Source organism: Kribbella voronezhensis (genome assembly GCF_004365175.1).
Lineage (GTDB): Bacteria > Actinomycetota > Actinomycetes > Propionibacteriales > Kribbellaceae > Kribbella > Kribbella voronezhensis.
Genome location: NZ_SOCE01000003.1, coordinates 286,106 through 304,460, shown reverse-complemented (window position 1 = coordinate 304,460; position 18,355 = coordinate 286,106). Strand labels below are relative to the sequence as shown.

The 18,355-nt window shown below is 68.3% G+C and carries 17 protein-coding genes; 6 read left to right on the top strand and 11 right to left on the bottom strand.

Going from position 1 to position 18,355, the window contains the following annotated elements; translation table 11 throughout:
- Positions 1 to 83: 83 nt before the first annotated feature.
- The 3 genes from EV138_RS36080 to EV138_RS36070 are packed head-to-tail and all read left to right on the top strand — an operon-like array spanning position 84 to position 3,144.
- Positions 84 to 1,103 carry a zinc-dependent alcohol dehydrogenase gene (locus tag EV138_RS36080; protein WP_133985166.1) on the top strand — a complete coding sequence of 340 codons (1,020 nt, stop codon included), beginning with the start codon at positions 84 to 86 and terminating at the stop codon, positions 1,101 to 1,103.
- Positions 1,103 to 1,897: a sugar phosphate isomerase/epimerase family protein gene (locus EV138_RS36075; RefSeq protein ID WP_202867109.1), complete on the top strand. Its 795-nt coding sequence runs from the start codon at positions 1,103 to 1,105 to the stop codon at positions 1,895 to 1,897. The genes EV138_RS36080 and EV138_RS36075 overlap by 1 nt, the downstream gene beginning before the upstream one ends.
- Positions 1,894 to 3,144: an MGH1-like glycoside hydrolase domain-containing protein gene (locus tag EV138_RS36070; protein WP_133985162.1), complete on the top strand. Its 1,251-nt coding sequence runs from the start codon at positions 1,894 to 1,896 to the stop codon at positions 3,142 to 3,144. The genes EV138_RS36075 and EV138_RS36070 overlap by 4 nt, the downstream gene beginning before the upstream one ends.
- Here EV138_RS36070 and EV138_RS36065 read toward each other — a convergent pair.
- The 6 genes from EV138_RS36065 to EV138_RS37530 form a co-directional block, all read right to left on the bottom strand.
- The gene (locus EV138_RS36065; protein WP_238158604.1) at positions 3,131 to 3,403 is read right to left on the bottom strand and encodes a hypothetical protein; all 273 of its coding nucleotides are present in this window, start codon (positions 3,401 to 3,403) and stop codon (positions 3,131 to 3,133) included. The genes EV138_RS36070 and EV138_RS36065 overlap by 14 nt on opposite strands.
- Entirely contained in the window at positions 3,400 to 4,998 is a 1,599-nt protein-coding gene (gene cimA / locus EV138_RS36060; RefSeq protein ID WP_133985160.1) for a citramalate synthase, read from the bottom strand. Before cimA ends, EV138_RS36065 begins: the two co-directional genes overlap by 4 nt.
- A 237-nt stretch (positions 4,999 to 5,235) precedes the next feature.
- Positions 5,236 to 6,087 (bottom strand): EamA family transporter, encoded by an 852-nt coding sequence (locus EV138_RS36055; RefSeq protein WP_133985158.1) that lies wholly within the window; start codon positions 6,085 to 6,087, stop codon positions 5,236 to 5,238.
- Between the two features lie 234 nt (positions 6,088 to 6,321).
- The gene (locus tag EV138_RS36050; protein WP_133985156.1) at positions 6,322 to 7,413 is read right to left on the bottom strand and encodes a branched-chain amino acid aminotransferase; all 1,092 of its coding nucleotides are present in this window, start codon (positions 7,411 to 7,413) and stop codon (positions 6,322 to 6,324) included.
- Positions 7,414 to 7,503: 90 nt separating this feature from the next.
- Positions 7,504 to 8,553: a 3-isopropylmalate dehydrogenase gene (locus EV138_RS36045; RefSeq protein WP_133985154.1), complete on the bottom strand. Its 1,050-nt coding sequence runs from the start codon at positions 8,551 to 8,553 to the stop codon at positions 7,504 to 7,506.
- Complete coding sequence (locus tag EV138_RS37530) at positions 8,550 to 8,702, bottom strand: hypothetical protein (protein WP_020392829.1); 153 nt, start codon at positions 8,700 to 8,702, stop codon at positions 8,550 to 8,552. Before EV138_RS37530 ends, EV138_RS36045 begins: the two co-directional genes overlap by 4 nt.
- Before the next feature lie 259 nt (positions 8,703 to 8,961).
- On the opposite strand from EV138_RS37530, the gene EV138_RS36040 reads away from it, so the two are divergent.
- Positions 8,962 to 9,528, top strand: coding sequence for an O-methyltransferase (locus tag EV138_RS36040; RefSeq protein ID WP_238158603.1), 567 nt, complete (start codon positions 8,962 to 8,964; stop codon positions 9,526 to 9,528).
- A 127-nt stretch (positions 9,529 to 9,655) separates the two neighbouring features.
- Positions 9,656 to 10,486 (top strand): aldo/keto reductase, encoded by an 831-nt coding sequence (locus tag EV138_RS36035; RefSeq protein ID WP_133985151.1) that lies wholly within the window; start codon positions 9,656 to 9,658, stop codon positions 10,484 to 10,486.
- Between the two features lie 25 nt (positions 10,487 to 10,511).
- Here the strand turns inward: EV138_RS36035 and qcrB are convergent, their stop codons facing one another.
- Both qcrB and EV138_RS36025 read right to left on the bottom strand, forming a co-directional pair.
- Positions 10,512 to 12,071 (bottom strand): cytochrome bc1 complex cytochrome b subunit, encoded by a 1,560-nt coding sequence (qcrB, locus tag EV138_RS36030; RefSeq protein ID WP_133985149.1) that lies wholly within the window; start codon positions 12,069 to 12,071, stop codon positions 10,512 to 10,514.
- A gap of 224 nt (positions 12,072 to 12,295) precedes the next feature.
- Positions 12,296 to 12,937, bottom strand: coding sequence for a dihydrofolate reductase family protein (locus EV138_RS36025; protein WP_133985147.1), 642 nt, complete (start codon positions 12,935 to 12,937; stop codon positions 12,296 to 12,298).
- 97 nt (positions 12,938 to 13,034) lie between these two features.
- Between EV138_RS36025 and EV138_RS36020 the strand changes: the two genes are divergently transcribed.
- The gene (locus tag EV138_RS36020; RefSeq protein ID WP_133985145.1) at positions 13,035 to 13,910 is read left to right on the top strand and encodes a LysR family transcriptional regulator; all 876 of its coding nucleotides are present in this window, start codon (positions 13,035 to 13,037) and stop codon (positions 13,908 to 13,910) included.
- Between the two features lie 327 nt (positions 13,911 to 14,237).
- On the opposite strand, the gene serA is transcribed toward EV138_RS36020, so the two are convergent.
- The 3 genes from serA to ilvC all read right to left on the bottom strand — a co-directional run bounded on the left by serA (position 14,238) and on the right by ilvC (position 18,331).
- Positions 14,238 to 15,836: a phosphoglycerate dehydrogenase gene (gene serA / locus EV138_RS36015; protein ID WP_133985143.1), complete on the bottom strand. Its 1,599-nt coding sequence runs from the start codon at positions 15,834 to 15,836 to the stop codon at positions 14,238 to 14,240.
- A 141-nt stretch (positions 15,837 to 15,977) separates the two neighbouring features.
- Positions 15,978 to 17,207 (bottom strand): S1 family peptidase, encoded by a 1,230-nt coding sequence (locus EV138_RS36010; RefSeq protein ID WP_133985141.1) that lies wholly within the window; start codon positions 17,205 to 17,207, stop codon positions 15,978 to 15,980.
- 104 nt (positions 17,208 to 17,311) lie between these two features.
- The gene (gene ilvC, locus EV138_RS36005; protein WP_112239767.1) at positions 17,312 to 18,331 is read right to left on the bottom strand and encodes a ketol-acid reductoisomerase; all 1,020 of its coding nucleotides are present in this window, start codon (positions 18,329 to 18,331) and stop codon (positions 17,312 to 17,314) included.
- Positions 18,332 to 18,355 lie beyond the last annotated feature (24 nt).

Genomic DNA, 18,355 nt, shown 5'->3' with positions numbered 1-18,355 from the left:
ACGCATAACATCAGGACTATTGTATTTTGACAAGACCTAAGTTCTGATCTTTGCTGGTATCAGTCCCCGCACAGGAGGTATTCGTGGCCCGCGTCGTCCAGTTCACCGCTCCGCGTCAGGCCGAGGTGGTGGAGTTCCAGCCCGAGACGCTGCCGCCCGGCCACGTCCGGGTCCGGACCGCCTTCTCCGGCATCTCCGCCGGCACCGAACTGACCGCCTACCGCGGCACCAACCCGTACCTGACCCGCACCTGGGACCCGGACGCCCGGATCTTCCGCGACGCCGAGGCCGGCGTCGCCTTCCCGGTCGTGGGCTGGGGCTACTCCGAGACCGGCGTGGTGACCGAGCTCGGCGAAGGTGTCGAGGGGCTCGCGGTCGGCGACGAGGTCTGGGGCATCTGGGGCCACCGCAGCGAGGCGGTCCTCCCCGCCGCCAAGTTGCTCGGCCATCAACTCCCGGCCGGCGTCTCGCTCTCCGCGGCCGCCTTCGCCCGGGTCGGTGCGATCGCCTTCAACGCGATCCTCGCCGCCCGGATCAACCTCGGCGAACTCGTCGCCGTTTTCGGCCAAGGGGTCATCGGCCTGTTGGCGACCCGGCTGGCGACGCTGAGCGGAGCCCACGTGCTCACCGTCGACGCGGTCGACTCCCGGCGTACCGAGTCGCTTCGCTTCGGCGCCGACGACTCCTTCGCCCCCGGCACCGCGGCCGAGAAGATCCGGGCTGCCGGTGGCGCTGACACCGCGATCGAACTCAGCGGGGTGTACGCCGCCCTGCACGAGGCGATCCGGTCGGTCGGCGTGGGTGGGCGAGTGGTTGCCTCGGGCTTCTACCAGGGCGAGGGCAACGGCCTTCGGCTCGGCGAGGAGTTCCATCACAACCGGGTCGAACTGATCAGCTCGCAGATCGGCGGCGTACCGCTCGAACTGGCCGGCCGGTGGTCCGTGGACCGCCTCCAGAGCACATTCCTGAACCTTGTCGGCAGCGGCGCCGTCGAGGTCGAACCCCTGATCAGTCACCGCGTCCCGATCGAGGAAGCGGCTGACGCCTACACCCTGCTCGACACGCGTCCCGGCGACGCCCTGCAAGTTCTACTGGAGTTCTGATGAAGATCGCATGCCAAGAGCAACTGTTGCCCGGCGCCACCTTGCAGGAGAAGTGGGCTTTCGCCACCGCCAATGGGTACGAGGCGATCGAGCTGCGCGGCAAGGGGGACCTGTCGTTCCGCGACCGGTTGCCCGAGCTCCGCAAGGCGCAGGCCGACGGGGTGGTGATGCCGACTGTCTGCGTGGACATGCTGCACTTCTTCGCGGCCTTCGATCCGGAGCAGCGCGCGGACGCCCTCGTGCAGCTGAAGTCCCAGCTCTCGGTGATCGCCGAGCTCGGTGGTCTCGGCGCGCAGACGCCGGCGTCGTACGGGATGTTCTCCCGGCGGCTGCCTCCGTTCGAGCCGCCGCGGGACGAGGCCGGTGACCGCGAAGTACTGCTGGACGGGCTGCGGCAGTTGGGCGAGCATGCGGCGGCCGAGGGAGTCGAGCTGTTTCTGGAGCCGCTGAACCGGTACGAGGACCACATGGTCAACCGGCTCGAGCAGGCGGTGTCGCTGATCGAGGAGGTCGGGCTGGACTCGGTCCGGATCGGCATCGACAGCTACCACATGAACATCGAGGAAGCCGATCCGTCGGCCGCGATCGTTGCCGCGGCACCCTATATCGGACACGTGCAGCTGAGCGATTCCAACCGGCTGCAGCCGGGCGCCGGACATCTCGACTGGGCTGCGTTCCTGGGTGCGCTGGATGCGATCGGCTACGACCGTTACCTGGCCGTGGAGTGCCGACTGTCCGGCGATCCCGTCGAAGCGGTCCGCTCGATCCCGGCCGTGGTTCGGCGGTACGTGTGACCGACCGGCAAGCCAGCGAAGTCCTGCTCGGCAACTGGACCGGGCATTCCACCGTGCCCTCGCACTCGCTGTATCCGCATCAGTGGAGCTGGGACTCGGCCTTCATCGCGATCGGGCTGCGGCATCTGTCGCCGCGCCGCGCGCAGGTCGAGCTGGAGTCCCTGCTCGGCTCCCAGTGGGCCGATGGGCGGATCCCGCACATCAGCTTCTCCCCTTCCGTTGCCCGCGACGCCTATTTCCCCGGCCCGGACTTCTGGCAGGCGATCACCCGCGGCGGCATCGAGACGTCCGGTATCGTGCAACCGCCGGTCCACGCCCTCGCCGTCTGGCTCACCCACCAGGCCGATCCGGTGGAGTCCGTACGCCGGAACTTCCTCGCCCGGGTCTACCCGAAACTCGTTGCCTGGCACACCTATCTGCGCGAGCACCGCGATCTCGGCGGTCACGGGCTGGTCGCGATCGTGCATCCGTGGGAATCCGGGATGGACAACAGCCCGGCCTGGGACGAAGCCCTCGCCCGGGTCGAACCGGCGCCGCTGGACTCCTTCACCCGCCGCGACACCGACCACGCCAGCAACGCCGACCGCCCCACTGATCTCGACTACGGCCGTTACGTCCAACTGGCCGCCACCTATCGCGATCACCGCTACGACGATGCACGCACACCCTTCGCCTTCGCGCTCGAAGACCCGTGCTTCAACGCCCTGCTGATCGCCTCGGAACACGCCCTGGCCTCGATCGCCGCGGAGCTGTCACTCGATCCCGCGCCGCACTTGTCCGCGGCCGCAGAGCTGACCAAGTCGCTGAGCACACTGTTCACCGACGGCATCTTCCGCGCCCGCGACCTGAAGAGCGGCGAACTGGTTGCCGCCGACACCATCTCGGGTCTGGTGCCGCTGCTGGTCCCGGAGTTGCCAGAGGCAACCGAACTGCTCGGCACCGCCCAAGGCCCGCGATTCCAGCTGGGCAAGGTCCACCTGGTCCCCAGCTACGACCTCACCGGCCCTGCCTTCGAGCCCGGCCGCTACTGGCGCGGCCCGAGCTGGTTCAACACCGCCTGGCTGATCCATCGGGCGCTGGCCGCCCTCGATCAACCCACTCTCGCCGAAGCCCTCCGGCAGGACTTCCTCACCCTCGCCACCGACACCGACTTCGCCGAATACGTGGACCCTTACACCGGCCAGCCCCGAGGCGCCCGCGACTTCAGCTGGACAGCCGCGCTGGCCCTGGACCTCAGCTGTAGCTGACGTCCAGAACGCCGATGATCTTGTCGAGGCGGGCGGCTACCCGGCCGGCGTCGAAGCCGGCGCCTTCGACGACGATGCGCAGGGTGCAGGTCTCCAGGCAGAGGCTGAGTTCACGGACGTCGTACGGGTTGAGCTGGACGGCGATCCGGGCGAGCAGGCCGCGGGTTTCGACGACCTCCGCGGTGAAGGTGGTCAGGACCCGGTCCGGTACTACGTAAGCCGGCGCGACGTCCGCCGTACGGCTGTCGACCATCGTCATCGGACGACCTCCTTGTGGCGAAGCAGGCCGTAGGTGACGCCGTCGACCAGCGCCTCCCAGGAAGCCTCGACGATGTTGTGCCCGACCCCGACCGTCACCCAGGAGCCTTCTCCGTCGGCGGTCTCGATCAGAACTCTGATCACCGCGTCCGTCCCGTGGCCCTGGTCGAGGATGCGGACCTTGTAGTCGCGCAGATCGAACTTGTTGACCACCGGGTAGGCGCGCTCGATGGCGGTGCGCAGGGCGTGGTCGAGCGCGTTCACCGGGCCGTTGCCTTCGCCGGTGACGATCTCGCGGTCGCCGCCGGCGACCAGCTTGACCGTCGCCTCGGAGACGGCCTCGCCGTCCGCGCGGGACTCGGTGATCACTCGCCACGACTCCACGTCGAAGAAGCTCGCGCGGGCCCCGCTGACCTCCTCGGTCAGCAGCAGTTCGAACGACGCGTCGGCCGCCTCGAAGGTGTACCCGCGTGCCTCCATCTCCTTCACCCGATCCGTCACCCGGCTGACCAGGTCACGGTCGTTGCCGAGATCGAAGCCGAGTTCGCGGCCCTTCAGTTCGACACTCGCCCGCCCGGCCATCTCCGAGACCAGCATCCGCATGTCGTTGCCCACCAGGGCCGGATCCGTGTGCTGGTAGAGATCGGGATCCACCTTGATGGCACTGGCGTGCAGCCCCGCCTTGTGGGCGAAGGCGGACACACCGACGTACGGCTGCCGGGTCGACGGCGGCACGTTCGTCACTTCGGCGATCGCATGCGCGATCCGGTACGACTCGGCCAGCCGGCCGGGCGGCAGGAGTCGCATCCCGCGCTTGAGTTCGAGGTTGGCGACGACCGCGAGCAGATCCGCGTTGCCGGTGCGTTCGCCGTACCCGTTGATGGTGCCCTGGACGTGCGTGCAGCCCGCCTCGACCGCGGCGATCGAGTTCGCGACCGCGCACCCGCCGTCGTTGTGGGCGTGGATGCCGAGCCGGGCGCCGGTCGTCTCCAGTACGTCGCGGACGATGTCCTGCAGTTCGCGCGGCAGCGTGCCGCCGTTCGTGTCGCAGAGCGCGACCACATCGGCGCCCGCTTCGGCCGCGACCCGTACTACTTCCAGCGCGTACGCCCGGTTGGCGCGGTAGCCGTCGAAGAAGTGCTCGGTGTCGAGGAAGACCCGCTGACCGTGCTCTCGCAGGTGCTGCACGGTGTCGGCGACCATCCGCAGGTTCTCGTCGAGCGTGGTCCGCAAGGCCCGCTCGACATGCGCATCGTGGCTCTTGGCAACCAAAGTGACCACGGTCGCGCCGGACTCGCGCAGCGCCGCCACCTGCGCGTCGTCGGCGGCCTGGGACCCCGGCTTGCAGGTCGCGCCGAAGGCTGCGAACGTCGCGTGCCGCAGGTGCAACTCGGTCCGCGCCCGCTCGAAGAACTCGGTGTCCTTCGGTACGGCGCCCGGCCAGCCACCCTCGATGAAGCCCACGCCCAGGTCGTCCAGGTGCTGCGCGATGGCGATCTTGTCCGCGACGGACAGCGCCAGACCCTCCTGCTGGGCGCCGTCGCGCAGGGTCGTGTCGTAGACGTGGAACTCGTCGGCCGCGGCGGGAGTGGTCACGATGTCGCCTTCCGGTGAACTGGTTGCATCAGGCAAACAAAAAACCTCCCGCAGGGTGCGAGAGGTTTGCGCGCTCAGGTACTGCTTGCTGAGCGCGCCTAGAGAATAATGACCTGGTGCATCTTCATAACAATTCGAAGTCTGCCACAGCCTCTTGTGAATGAGCCGAATTGTCTCGGAAAGCGGACATCCAGTACGCCGACCAGTACTACGGCGCCCCGCACAGTCCAGATTCGTTCACTCGCGGCGAGCCTGGCGGACTACCGCAAGGAGGAGTACGGCCGCCCCGATGAGACTGAGAGCGGTCAGGTGTTCGTGGAACGCGAGGACCCCGATGAAGGTGGCCAGAAGTGGTTCGATCAAGGCGACGACCGCGGCAGTGGACGCGCGGACGGCTCTGAGCCCGGTGTAGAAGAGGGCGTAGGCGAGCGCGGTCGGTACGAGACCGAAGTACGCGAGCACAGGCCAGCTACCCACTGCAGGCGTGATGTCTCCCGCGAGCCCCAGCGGCAACAGGATGAGCGCACCGGCGCCGAAGCCGAGTGTGGCGCTGGTGATGGGGTCCTGCTCATCGCGATTGAGCAGGGTGGTGAGCGCGTAACCGGCCCCGGAGAGGACTGAGAAGGCGACGCCTGCGATTGACGCGTGGCCGACGCCTCGACCGTCGGAGACGAGCAAGGTCAGGCCGAGGACGGCCAGCGGCAACGTTGCGGTGATGCGTTCGCGAGCGCCGAGGGTGATGAAGAGTGGGCCGACGCCGAGCGAGATGACAGTGGAGACACCGACACCCAGGCGCGGGATGGCAGCGAAGTAGCCGAGCTGGCAGGCAGCCAGGCCCAGGCCGCTGAGCAGGTAGCGGAGTGGGGCAGCTGCGAACTGCAGGGTGATCGGATCTCGCCGGAGCAGACGGCGGGCAACAGCCAGCCAAAGGGCACCGCCTAGCAGGCGCCAGAAGGAGATCGCTGTCGAGTTGAGGCCGCTGTTGTGGGAGAGCAGGACGCCGGCGGCGCCGCCGGTACCCCAGGCGACTCCGGCCAGTGCTACGTAGAGGAGACCACGCGCCGAAGACGGCGCGAGACGGTGATGCATCGACACTCCAGGTGTTCGCAGGTTCGGAGAGAGCGGGGCGTCTGCGAACAGCCCGAAGTAGCTCAGGGGAATGACCTGAGCGCGCCGAGATTTGGCCGTCCGCTAAGCGGCGGCGGGCGGAGCGATGATGCGATGCACGTCGGTGACCCTAGCAACCTGGGCGCCGCCGAGCACACGAAAAAAGCGGCCTCCCCGAAATGCTCGGGGAGGCCGCTGCGTACGGAGTACAGAAGGTCAGCAGACCTTGGTCATCCAGTTGTGGGGATCCTTCGCGCGACCGTACTGGACGTCGAGGAGGGCGGAGCGGACTGCGCCGGTGACGGGGCCGCCGTTGCCGTCGGCGACCTGGACCTCGCCGCCGCGCCACTTCAGCGACGCGACCGGGGTGATCACCGCGGCCGTGCCGCAGGCGAAGACCTCGCGGATCTTGCCCGAGGCGGCGCCGTCGCGCCACTCGTCGATCGAGATCTTCCGCTCGGCGACCGAGTAGCCGAGGTCGGTGACGAGTTTCAGGATCGAGTCGCGGGTGATGCCCTCGAGGATCGTGCCGGACAGTTCCGGCGTGACGACGGAGTTGTCGTCGAGCACGAAGTACAGGTTCATCCCGCCGAGCTCTTCGATCCACTTCTTCTCGACCGCGTCGAGGAAGGCGACCTGGTCGCAGCCCTGCTCGGTGGCCTCGGCCTGGGCGAGCAGCGACGACGCGTAGTTGCCGCCGGTCTTGGCCGCACCGGTACCACCGGGGGCGGCGCGGGTGTACTCCTCGCTCAGCCAGATCCGGACCGGCTTGACGCCGTTGGCGAAGTACGAGCCGGCCGGCGACGCGATCGCGCAGTACGTGACCTGGGCCGACGGGCGGACGCCGAGGAACGGGTCCGAGCCGAACATGAACGGCCGCAGGTACAGCGAGGTCTCGCCTCCGGCGGGGACCCAGGCCTTGTCGATCTCGACCAGCTTGTGCAGCGAGTCCAGGAAAGCGCTCTCGGGCAGCTCCGGCAGCGCGAGCCGGTGCGCGGAGCGGATGAACCGCTGCGCGTTGGCCTCGGGCCGGAACAGGTGGATCGAGTCGTCGGGATGCCGGTAGGCCTTCATCCCCTCGAAGATGGTCTGGGCGTAGTGGAACACCGAGGTCGCCGGAGAAAGCTCCAGCGGCCCGAAGGCGGTGATCCTCGCGTCGTGCCAGCCGTTCTCCTTGGTCCAGGTGGCGATCGCCATGTGGTCGGAGAAGTTCTGCCCGAATCCTGGGTTCGCCAGGATCTGGGCGCGCTGGTCGTCGCTGGCCGGTTGGGTGTTTGGCTCAACGGTGAACTGCAGATCGGCGCTCATGCCCGCACCGTACCTCTGAACGAACTGGTCAGGCGAGCGCCCGCGGGGCGGTCGGCGCCGCCCGGGCGCGCGGCGTACGGGGACACGTCATCACCCTGCCGCGCGCTTGGCGATGGCGTCACCGATCTCCGCGGTGGTCCGCTCCGCGCCGGTGCGCTCCTCGATGTCGGCCGTCACGGCCGCCTCGATCGCGGCTGCCGCCTCGGTCAGGCCGAGGTGGTCACAGAGCAGCGCGGTGGACAGGATCGCCGCCGTCGGGTCCGCCTTCTGCTGGCCGGCGATGTCCGGAGCGGAGCCGTGCACCGGCTCGAACATGCTCGGCGCGGTCTTGTCCGGGTTGATGTTGCCGCTCGCGGCCAGCCCGATCCCACCGCTGATCGCGGCGGCCAGGTCGGTGATGATGTCGCCGAACAGGTTGTCGGTGACGATCACGTCGAACCGCGCCGGGTCGGTGACCAGGAAGATCGTCGCCGCGTCGACGTGCAGGTAGTCGACGGTGATCTCCGGGAACTCCTTCGCGACCGCGTCGACGGTCCGCTTCCAGAGGTGACCGGCGTACACGAGCACGTTGTTCTTGTGCACCAGCGTCAGCTTCTTGCGCGGCCGCGCCTGCGCCCGGGCGAACGCGTCCCGGACGACCCGCTCCACGCCGTACGCCGTGTTGACGCTGACCTCGGTCGCGATCTCGGCCGGGGTTCCGACGCGGAGGGCACCGCCGTTGCCGACGTACGGGCCTTCGGTGCCTTCGCGGACGACGACGAAGTCCACCTCACCCGGGTTCGCCAGCGGGGAGCCGACACTCGGGTACACCTTCGACGGGCGCAGGTTGACGTAGTGGTCGAGGGCGAAGCGGAGCTTGAGGAGCAGGCCACGCTCCAGTACGCCGGACGGCACCGTCGGGTCGCCGACCGCGCCGAGCAGGATCGCGTCGTGCTGGCGGATCTCCTCGAGCTCGGCGTCGGGCAGGGTCTCCCCCGTCGCGTGCCAGCGCTTCGCGCCGAGGTCGTACTCCGTACGCTCGAACGTGACGCCGTAGTTCGCGCTGACCGCGTCGAGGACCTTGAGCGCCTCGGCGGTGACCTCGGGTCCGATCCCGTCGCCACCGACGACGGCCAGCTTGAACGACTTGTTGGTGGTCACTTCTTGGGTTCTCCCCCGTTGTCGCGGCGGTTCATGGCCTCTTGGACTGGCTGGGTCTCGGCCTGGCGTGGGGCGGGGCGGCGACGGCGGGCGGCCTTGCGCTCGCGTCCGTCGACGACCTTCCAGTTGGCCGGATACATGTCGTACATGCTGCTCTCCCGTTTGGTCTCGTGCTGGTCACAAACGGCCGACGACTGGCACTACCGGGCGGAAGGTACGCCGAAACCCGCGCCGGGGAGGTCGGCCTCAGCGGACCCCGGCGCGGCAGCGAATAAGGCGTACCACGAACTGCATGATGGGTCCGAAGATACTCTGACGTCCGACTATCTCGCCACAATGCGGGCACTCTGTCCCGGGATGTGAGATGTCGGTGACACGAGTAGACCAATGCTGTGCAACTCTCGACCGGTGAGCGCTCCTCCAGAACTACCGCCGCTGGTTTCAGCGGCCCTCAGCCTGTCCGGCCGGCGCGGATTCGTCAGCGCCACCCGCAACGAGACGGGCCGGCTGCTCGCGACTCTCGCGGCTTCCCGCACCGGCACCCTCGGCGAGGTCGGCACCGGCTGCGGCGTCGGCTCCGCGTGGCTGCGCAGCGGCGCCACCGACGACACCTTGATCGTCACCGCGGAGAGCGACCCGCAACTCGCGAAGGTGGTAGCCGAACTCTTCGCCGAAGACGGCCGCATCGAAGTACTCTCCGCCGACTGGTCGGCCCTGATCGAGCGCGGACCTTTCTCCCTGCTCTTCGTGGACGCGCGCGAGGCGAAGTTGTCCGCCCGCGACGTGATCGCCGAAGCAGTGGAGCCGGGCGGCTTCGTAGTACTGGACGACTTCACCCCCTCGATGGTCTGGCCGCCCATGTACGAAGGCCGCGTCGACACCCTCCGCCAGGAATGGCTGATGGACAAACGCTTCACCACAGTAGAAGTCATGGTCGCCCCCGACGCCGCAGTACTCCTCGCCACCAGACGCTGAGTACCAGCCTGAGTGTGCTCGGGTTGTGCGGCGTGAGTTGCGGTTGGCTTGGTTCGTGAGCGGGTGGGGAGTTGGGTACAGCGCGCATGATGGGTGGCGCTGGACTAGCTCGAAAGGGAGAAACGATATGACTGCGAATGACGCTCAGCCGACTCTGAAGCTGGTGAACGGTGGTGAGATTCCGGCGCTGGGGCTGGGGGTTTGGCAGGTGCCGGATGGGCCTACTTGTGAGCGGGCGGTGGAGGCGGCGCTCGAGACGGGGTACCGGCTGATCGACACCGCTCAGGCGTACGGGAACGAGGCCAGTGTCGGGCGGGCGATTCGGAGTAGTGGGGTTCCGCGGGAGGAGATCTTCCTGACCACGAAGTTCTATCCCGGTCACCAGGATGCTCATGCCGAGATGGAGAAGAGCCTGGAGCGGCTCGACACCGACTACGTCGACCTCTACCTCGTGCACTGGCCCCAGGGTGGGCCGACGAAGGCGTGGCCCGGGATGGAGGCGGCGCAGGCGGCCGGCCTGGCCAAGGGCATCGGTGTGTCCAACTTCAGCGCCACCGAACTCGCCGAGGTGATCAAGGCCAGCGAGATCGCGCCGATCGCCAACCAGTTCCAGTTCAGCCCGTTCGTGTACCGCCGGGGCCTGGTCGAAGCCTGTGTCGAAGCATCGGTGGTCCCGCAGGGTTACAGCCCGCTGGGAACCGGCGAGCACCTCAACGACCCGGTAGTCGCCAAGATCGCCTCCGCCACCGGCCGCACTCCCGCGCAGGTCCTCATCCGGTGGTCCCTCCAGCGAGGCGTGTCGGTGATCCCGAAGTCCTCCACCCCCGCCCGCATCCAGGAGAACTTCGGCGCCCTCGACTTCGAACTCGACGACGACGCGATGGCCGCACTGGACGCCCTCGACACCACGAACCACACCTCCGAAGCAAAGGCGTCCAGCGAGAAGTGGTGGTCCTGACACCGACCGCCTGAGGCGAGGTTCTTCACTTTCCGCTGCCGCCCAGCGACCGGACTTCGGAGGACGGTCCGGTCGTTCGCGGCCCGGGCGTGAGAGGCGAAGGGCGGACTCCTGGCGATGGGGTCAGCCGGTCCTGGTCGAAAAGTGTCGCCAGACGGACCCGTAGGCGTCGTACCGATGAGATCCGCTGACCGGTGTCGGACAGTTGCGCGGGTACGGCGGGGACGAAACCGGCCAGGCGCCAGCGTCGATAGGCGTCGACCGGGCGATGGTCCTCGACGTACCCGCCGTCCGGGAGGCGGACGACCCGGCCGGTCTCGATACCGTGCACCGCGAGTTCCAGATCGCGTTTCTGCAGCCCCACACAGATGCGACGGGTCAGGACGAAAGCGGCCGGCGGACCGACGATCAGCAGCACCTGGAACAGGTGGATGAGCGAGTTGACCGAGAGATGGAACAGGACGGCCATGGTGTCGGCGCCGGCGGCGGCCCACAGGACGCCGTAGAAGACGATGCCGGCAACGCCGATGCCGGTCCGGATCGGGTTGTGGCGAGGTCGTTCGAGCAGGTTCTGATCACCCTGGTCGCCGATGATCCAGCTCTCGATGAACGGGTAGACGGCGACCAGTACGAGGAACAGCGTGCAGAGCACGACCGGTAGCAGGACGGCGAGAGTGATGGTCCTCCCCCACCAGACGACCTCCCATCCCGGCGCCAACCGGAGCGCGCCGTCCAGGAACGCGAGGTACCACGCCGGCCCGATTCCTGCCGAGGCATTCGCCGGGTCGGCCGGGCCGTACATCCAGATCGGGTTGATGGTCGCCGTGGCGCCCATCAGCAACGCGACGCCGACCACGAAACAGAACATCCCGGCGCCCTTGACGGCGGCGACAACCGCCGGGCGACCCACCACGTTGTCGTTCGTTCGCCCAGGTCCGGCGAACTGTGCGGGCCGACGCTTGAGGGCGAGGACCGCGAGGACGATGAAGAGCGCGACGAGTACGGCGGGCAGAACGTACACGTGCAACGGATAGAAGCGGGCGATGACGTTGCCCGGGAACTCCCCGCCGAACAGCAGCCGGGAGAGATCCGAACCGACGAACGGGACAGACTTCACCACGCCATCGGTGACGGCGAGGCTCGAGCCCGACAACATGTCGTCCGGAAGCGCAGTACCGGTGAGGCAGGCGCCGAGCGTCACGATGAGCAACCCGAAGACGACCAGCCAACTCAGCCGCCGTGGTCGACGGAACCCGCCGGTGAAGAACAGCCGCAGCAGATGCAGCATGATCGCTGCCACCATCAGCAGCGACGCCCAGTGATGGACCTGGCGCACCAGCAAGCCCGCCCGTACCTCGAAGCTGATCGCCAGGGTCGAATCCAGTGCCCGCGACATCGACACGCCGCGAAGGGGCGCGTACGGACCGTCGTAGACGACGTGGTCGACCGATGGTTCGTACTGGACCATCAGGACCACGCCGGTGACCATCACCACGACGAAGCTGTAGAACGCGACCTGGCCGAACAACAGCGACCAATGATCGGGGAACACCCTTTCCCGCAGGTCCCTCAACGAGCGGTGCATCGGCTCGTCCTCTCGCCATCACTGCCGACTCCGGCCGCGAACCCCGCGGCTACCTGTACGACCCCGCAGCGCCCTAATTCGTGACATCGACCCACGTCGCAGACCAGACCCCGACCAGGCCCGCAGGCGTAAACCCACAGCCCCACATGAGCCAAATCACAACCAGAACAGGCGAAGGGCACCCCGCATCCCGTACGTCGAAAGGCCCGCCAGGAGCCCTCGCTTCATTTCAGGACGCGGTACCTGAGGTGGGTGACACCAGGCGCCTCGACGGACCGGATCTGTTCCAGCCGCACTCCCCCGACCTCGCCGAAGATCCGAGAGCCGCCACCCAGCAGGATCGGCACGACATGCAACTCGAGCTCGTCCAGCAGTCCCGCCGCGAGGTACTGCCCGACGACGTCCCCACCGCCCCACAGCATGACGTCCTTCCCGTCGGCCGCCTCCTTCGCCTGCGCGAGCGCCGACTCGATCCCGTCTGTGACGAAGTGGAACGTCGTACCGCCGGCCATCTCGACCGGGTCCCGCGGGTGATGCGTGACGACGAACACCGGGTAGTGGTACGGCGGGTTGTCGCCCCACCAGCCCTTCCACTCCTCGTCCGCCCACGGCCCGCCGCCGATCGGGCCGAACATGTTCCGGCCCATCACCGCGGCGCCGATGTTCTCCCGCACCTCCTCGACGACCCGGTTGCTGGCGTTGACCTCTCCCCCTTCCTTGTCGTGCCCTTCGCGCCAGGACGCCAGCGGCACCACCCAGTCGTGCAGTTGCTCACCGCCCTCGCCGAGCGGGTTCTCCATGCTCTGGTTCGGCCCCGCGACGTAACCGTCCAGTGAGATCGAGATGTGGCACCTGAGCTTGCTCATCGCTCCTCCTCGGTAGTGGTCCTGAACAGAGCATGGAGGAGCCAGGAGATGACGTCTAATGCCAATATCCCGAGCAATACATCGATATTCTTGATCAATGCTGAACCCGGTCCATCTCAAGGTGCTGGCCTCGGTGGCGCGGCACAGCTCGGTCACCGAAGCGGCCAAAGAGCTGCACTACTCGCAGCCGTCGGTGAGTCATCACCTGGCTCGCCTGGAAGCAGCCACCGGCGTCAAGCTCGTCCAACGGGTCGGCCGCGGGATCCGGCTCACCCCGGAAGGCCGGCTGCTCGCCAACCGCGCCGCCGAGATCATCGGCCGGATCGACGCCGCAACCAACGAGCTCGCCGCTCAGGTCGGACTCCGAACGGGCCAGGTCCGGTTGGCCGCCAACGCGTCCGTCCTCAGCACGCTCGTGCCACGAGCCGCCGCCACCTTGGCCAAGACTTTTCCGGGCCTCGAGCTGAACCTGATCGAACGCCACCCCGCCGAAGCGTTGCAGATGCTCCGGCACGGAGAGATCGACGTCGCGCTCATCTTCCGGTACGCCGATGCGCCTGCCGAAGACGACGCGTTTCGGCTGGTCCACATCGGCGAGGACTCGATCTACCTGATCAGCCGGCACCCGGACGACACTCTGGACAACCATCGGGACTCCCCCTGGATCGGCGGCTGCGAACGCTGCCAGGAGGAGCTGCTCGCCGTCTGCCGACGAGCCGGCTTCACCCCACGCATCGGCTCACTGAGCGACGACATGACCGTCGTCCAGGCTTTCGTTGCCGCAGGCATCGGTGTCACCACCCTCTCCGGCCTCGCCCTCCAGGCCCACCGCCACCCCGGCATCCACGCCAGCAAGATCCCCCACCACACCCGCCAACTCCACGCCGCCACCTACGGCGACCCCCCGGACCCACCCGCCACCACAGCCCTGCTCAAAGCCCTCCAAACAGCCAGCCACCCGGAAGCTCCGTAGCAATAGCAGGCTGAACCGCCAGCACCGATGGCATGACGACGCCGCCGACGCAAAACCCACTGCGGCTCCCAGGGTCTTCTCCGACCAAGGCAGCGGAGGCGCAACGTAGGAGCCTCGTAGCTGGGGGCGCTGGGGGGTGGGGAGCGTGCGACGAAGGAGCACGCGTGGCGGGCTGCTGCTCGTAGTACGGGCAAAAGGTGGGCCCAGGGGCTCTCGGTGAGAGCGCCTGGGCCCTGGCCGGCCGCCATGCGCCTGCGGGCGGCAGGCCGGTCTTTGTGTTTACCAGTAGAACTTACTGATGGGTCACATGGCTAGCCGGGTCGCGTGTCAGACCTCGAGGTCTACCGTGCGGGCGGTGTCGGCCTGGACGGCGGTGGCGATTTCGTCGAGGACGGTGGTCGGGATGGTGGAGTCGACGCTGAGGGCGACCAGGGCCTTGCCGCCCTTGCGGTCGCGGCTGACCTGCATGCCGGCGATGTTGATGTCGGACTTGCCGAGGATGCCGCCGACCTGGCCGACGATGCCCGGGCGGTCCTCGTAGCTGAGGAACGCCAGGTGCGCGGCCAGCTCGACCTCCAGGTCGAAGCCGTCGATCTCGACCAGGCGCTCGGACTGCTTCACGCCGACCAGCGTGCCGGAGACCGAGACCTGGCCGCCGTCGGCGAGGGTGCCGCGCAGGGTGATCAGGTTGCGGTGCTCCGGGGACTCGTGGTCGGTGAGCAGCCGGACCTCGAGGCCGCGCTCGGCCGCGAGCAGCGGTGCGTTCACGTAGGACACGTTGTCCTCGACGACGTCCGCGAAGACACCCTTCAACGCCGCCAGCTCCAGCACCTTCACGTCGAACTCGGTGATCTCGCCACGCACCTCGACGTCGAGCTGCTGCGCGACACCGCCGGCGAGGGCGGTGAAGATCCGGCCGAGCTTCTCGGTCAGTGCGATACCGGGCCGGACGTCCTCGGCGATCACGCCGCCCTGGACGTTGACCGCGTCGGGCACGAGCTCACCGGACAGCGCGAGCCGCACGGACTTGGCGACGGCGATACCGGCCTTCTCCTGCGCTTCCTCGGTGGAGGCGCCCAGGTGCGGAGTCGCGACGACGTTCTCGAACTCGAACAGCGGCGAGTCGGTGCACGGCTCCTTCGCGAAGACGTCCAGGCCGGCAGCGGCGACCCGGCCTTCCTTCAGCGCGGTGTAGAGCGCGGCCTCGTCGACGATGCCACCACGGGCCGCGTTGACGATGATGACCTCGGGCTTGACCTTGTGCAGCTGCTCGTCGCCGATCAGGCCGATCGTCTCGGGCGTCTTCGGCAGGTGCACGCTGATGAAGTCCGAGGCCGCCAGGAGCTCGTCCAGCGAGGCGAGCCGGACGCCCATCTGCGCGGCGCGGCCGGCCTGCACGTACGGGTCGTACGCGATCACGTTCATGCCGAAGGCGGCCAGCCGCTGGGCGACCAGGACGCCGATCTTGCCGAGGCCGACGATGCCGACGGTCTTCTCGAACAGCTCGACGCCGGAGAACTTCGACCGCTTCCACTCGCCGTTCTTCAGCGAGAGGTCGGCGGCCGGGACCCGGCGGGCGGCCGCGAGCAGCAGCGCGACGGCGAGCTCGGCGGCGGAGACGATGTTGGAGGTCGGCGCGTTGACGACCATCACGCCGGCCTGGGTGGCCGCCTTCACGTCGACGTTGTCGAGGCCGACACCGGCGCGGGCGACGACCTTGAGCTTCTTCGCGGCGGCGAGCGCCTCGGCGTCCACCTTGGTGGCGCTGCGGATCAGGATGGCGTCGACGTCGGCGATGGCCGGCAGCAGTTCGGCGCGGTCGGCGCCGTTGGTGTGCCGGATCTCGAAGTCGGGGCCGAGTGCCTCGACGGTGGCCGGGGACAGTTCTTCGGCGATCAGGACGACGGGCCGTTGAGCGTCAGTCATGGGAGAAGTCTCCTGCAGAAGCGGTTGGGGGCTCGAACGATCAGAGCACCGCGCTGTGCCCGCTGAAAACGATGCTACCAGCAGCCCGGACCAGACCTCCGGGGGTATCAATCCTCGTACGACGGACGACGGCGGTGAGCCTCAGTCGGTGTCGCAACTGTGGTTGGAGGCGACGCTGGTGGCCGCGTCGATCCGGAGCCGGCCCTGTTCGCGGACCAGTTTGTAGCGCAGGTCCAGCCGGCTGCAGGTCGTCCCCTTGGCTCCGGCGCTCTTCGGCGAGAACAGCACCGTGAACGTCAGCCGCGCCGTCGCCGTCTCCTCCCCCGTCCCCCCGACCTCGGTGATCACCGGCTCGAACGCGTACGACGTCCCGTGCGTCCGGGTGAACTCGTCCTGCGTACTCGATGACGCGAGCTCCTTGGAGTACGTGTCCCGCATCGCCAGGAAGTCGTGCTGATTGAGCGCTTTGAAGTACGACGTGAACAACCGCTGCACCTCGGCGGCCAGCGGACTCGCGGCCACGCCCAGCTCGGGTTGCACCGCGGTGCGCGGACCGCGAGCCAGGCACGTCCCGGCCGGCTCCGCGGCCACATCGGGCGCCGCGCCGGCGTACCGGCGTACTTCGTCCAGGCCGATGATCTTGCTCGAGGCAACGGTATTGCCGGTCACCAGGCCGACGACCTGGCCGGTCCGGTTGAGCACCGGCGCGCCGAGTGAGGCCGGGTCGAGGAACTCGGGCAACGGGCGCGGCTCCGCCGTCGTACCAGCCTGCTGGATCGATTGTTCGCCGCTCTGGTCGAACCCGATGATCGCGCGCCGCGCCTTGTCATCCGGGGATGCCGACGCGATCGTGGCCGTCGAACCGTCCAGCCGACCGGCCAATTGCAGTACGGCGACGCCGTCGTCGCTGGTGCCCACCACCGGGGCCCGGCGGATCCGGCCGTCCGCAGTCACCACGGCGACCGACACGGGCTGCCGGATGGCCGATGCAGCCGTGAGCACCTTGCCGTCGTCGAACAACACGCCGGTCGCCTCCCCTGTCCCGGCACAGGTACTGGCCAGCACCCGTACGACGCTGGGCCCGCTCGCCTTCAGCACGGTGCCTGTGTCGAGGCTCGACTGCGCAGCACCCTGACTCTGCTCTCGCAGCACCCAGCCCGCGCCGACGCCAACCGAGACGATCAGCACCACCAAGGGGATGGTCGTCAGTATTCCCAAGGCTCGGGGAGGCCGTGGGGGTGGACCCGACTGCACCGGCGCGGGCCGCGGCTGGATCGTCGTCCGGCTGCCGGCCGTCACCTCGTCGTCCACGGTCGCCCAGCTCGGGATGCGACGGGGTGGCTTCGGCAACTCGCGCGAGCCGTCCTCCATCGCGCTACCTCCCCTTGGCCGGTGTCACCGCGATTCTGTCAGACAAACGGGCGACGCCCGGGCCACCGCAATAGCGGCGACCCGGGCGTCCGGCGTACGGCGAATCAGCGCGCGGCGCTGCCCTCGACGTAGTCGTCGTCGTGCGACTTGACCCACGCCATCAGGCCACGCAGTTCCTTACCGACGGCCTCGATCGGGTGCTCCTGGCTCTTCTTGCGGAACTCCGCGAACTCCGGCGCACCGGCGTCCTGGTCGGCGATGAAGCGGGCCGCGAAGGTGCCGTCGGTGATGTCACCGAGCACCTCCTTCATCCGCTGCTTGACCGACTCGTCGATGATCCGCGGGCCGGACACGTAGTCGCCGTACTCGGCGGTGTCGGACACCGACCAGCGCTGCTTGGCGATACCGCCTTCGTAGATCAGGTCCACGATCAGCTTGAGCTCGTGCAGGCACTCGAAGTACGCGACCTCCGGCTGGTAGCCGGCCTCGGTCAGCACCTCGAAGCCGGACTGGATCAGCTGCGACACACCGCCACAGAGCACGGCCTGCTCGCCGAACAGGTCGGTCTCGGTCTCCTCGGTGAAGGTGGTCTTGATACCGCCGGCGCGCAGGCCGCCGATGCCCTTGGCGTAGGAGAGCGCGAGGTCCCAGGCCTTGCCGGTCGCGTCCTGCTCGACGGCGACGAGCACGGGCACGCCACGGCCTTCGCTGAACTCACGGCGGACCAGGTGACCGGGGCCCTTCGGGGCGACCATGAACACGTCCACGCCGGCCGGGGGCTTGATGTAACCGAAGCGGATGTTGAAGCCGTGGCCGAAGACGAGCGCGTCGCCGTCGACCAGGTTCGGCTCGATGGCCTCCTTGTAGAGGCTGCGCTGGGCCGGGTCCGGTGCGAGGACGACGATCACGTCGGCCTCCTCGCACGCCTCGAACGGGGTCAGCACCCGCAGGCCCTGCGCCTCGGCCTTGGCCCGGCTCTTCGAGCCCTCGGGCAGGCCGACCCGGACGTCGACGCCGGAGTCGCGCAGGGACAGCGCGTGGGCGTGGCCCTGGCTGCCGAAGCCGAGCACGGCCACGTTACGGCCCTGGATCACCGACAGGTCGGCGTTGTCGTCGTAGAACATTTCTGCTGCCACTGGGAGCTCGTC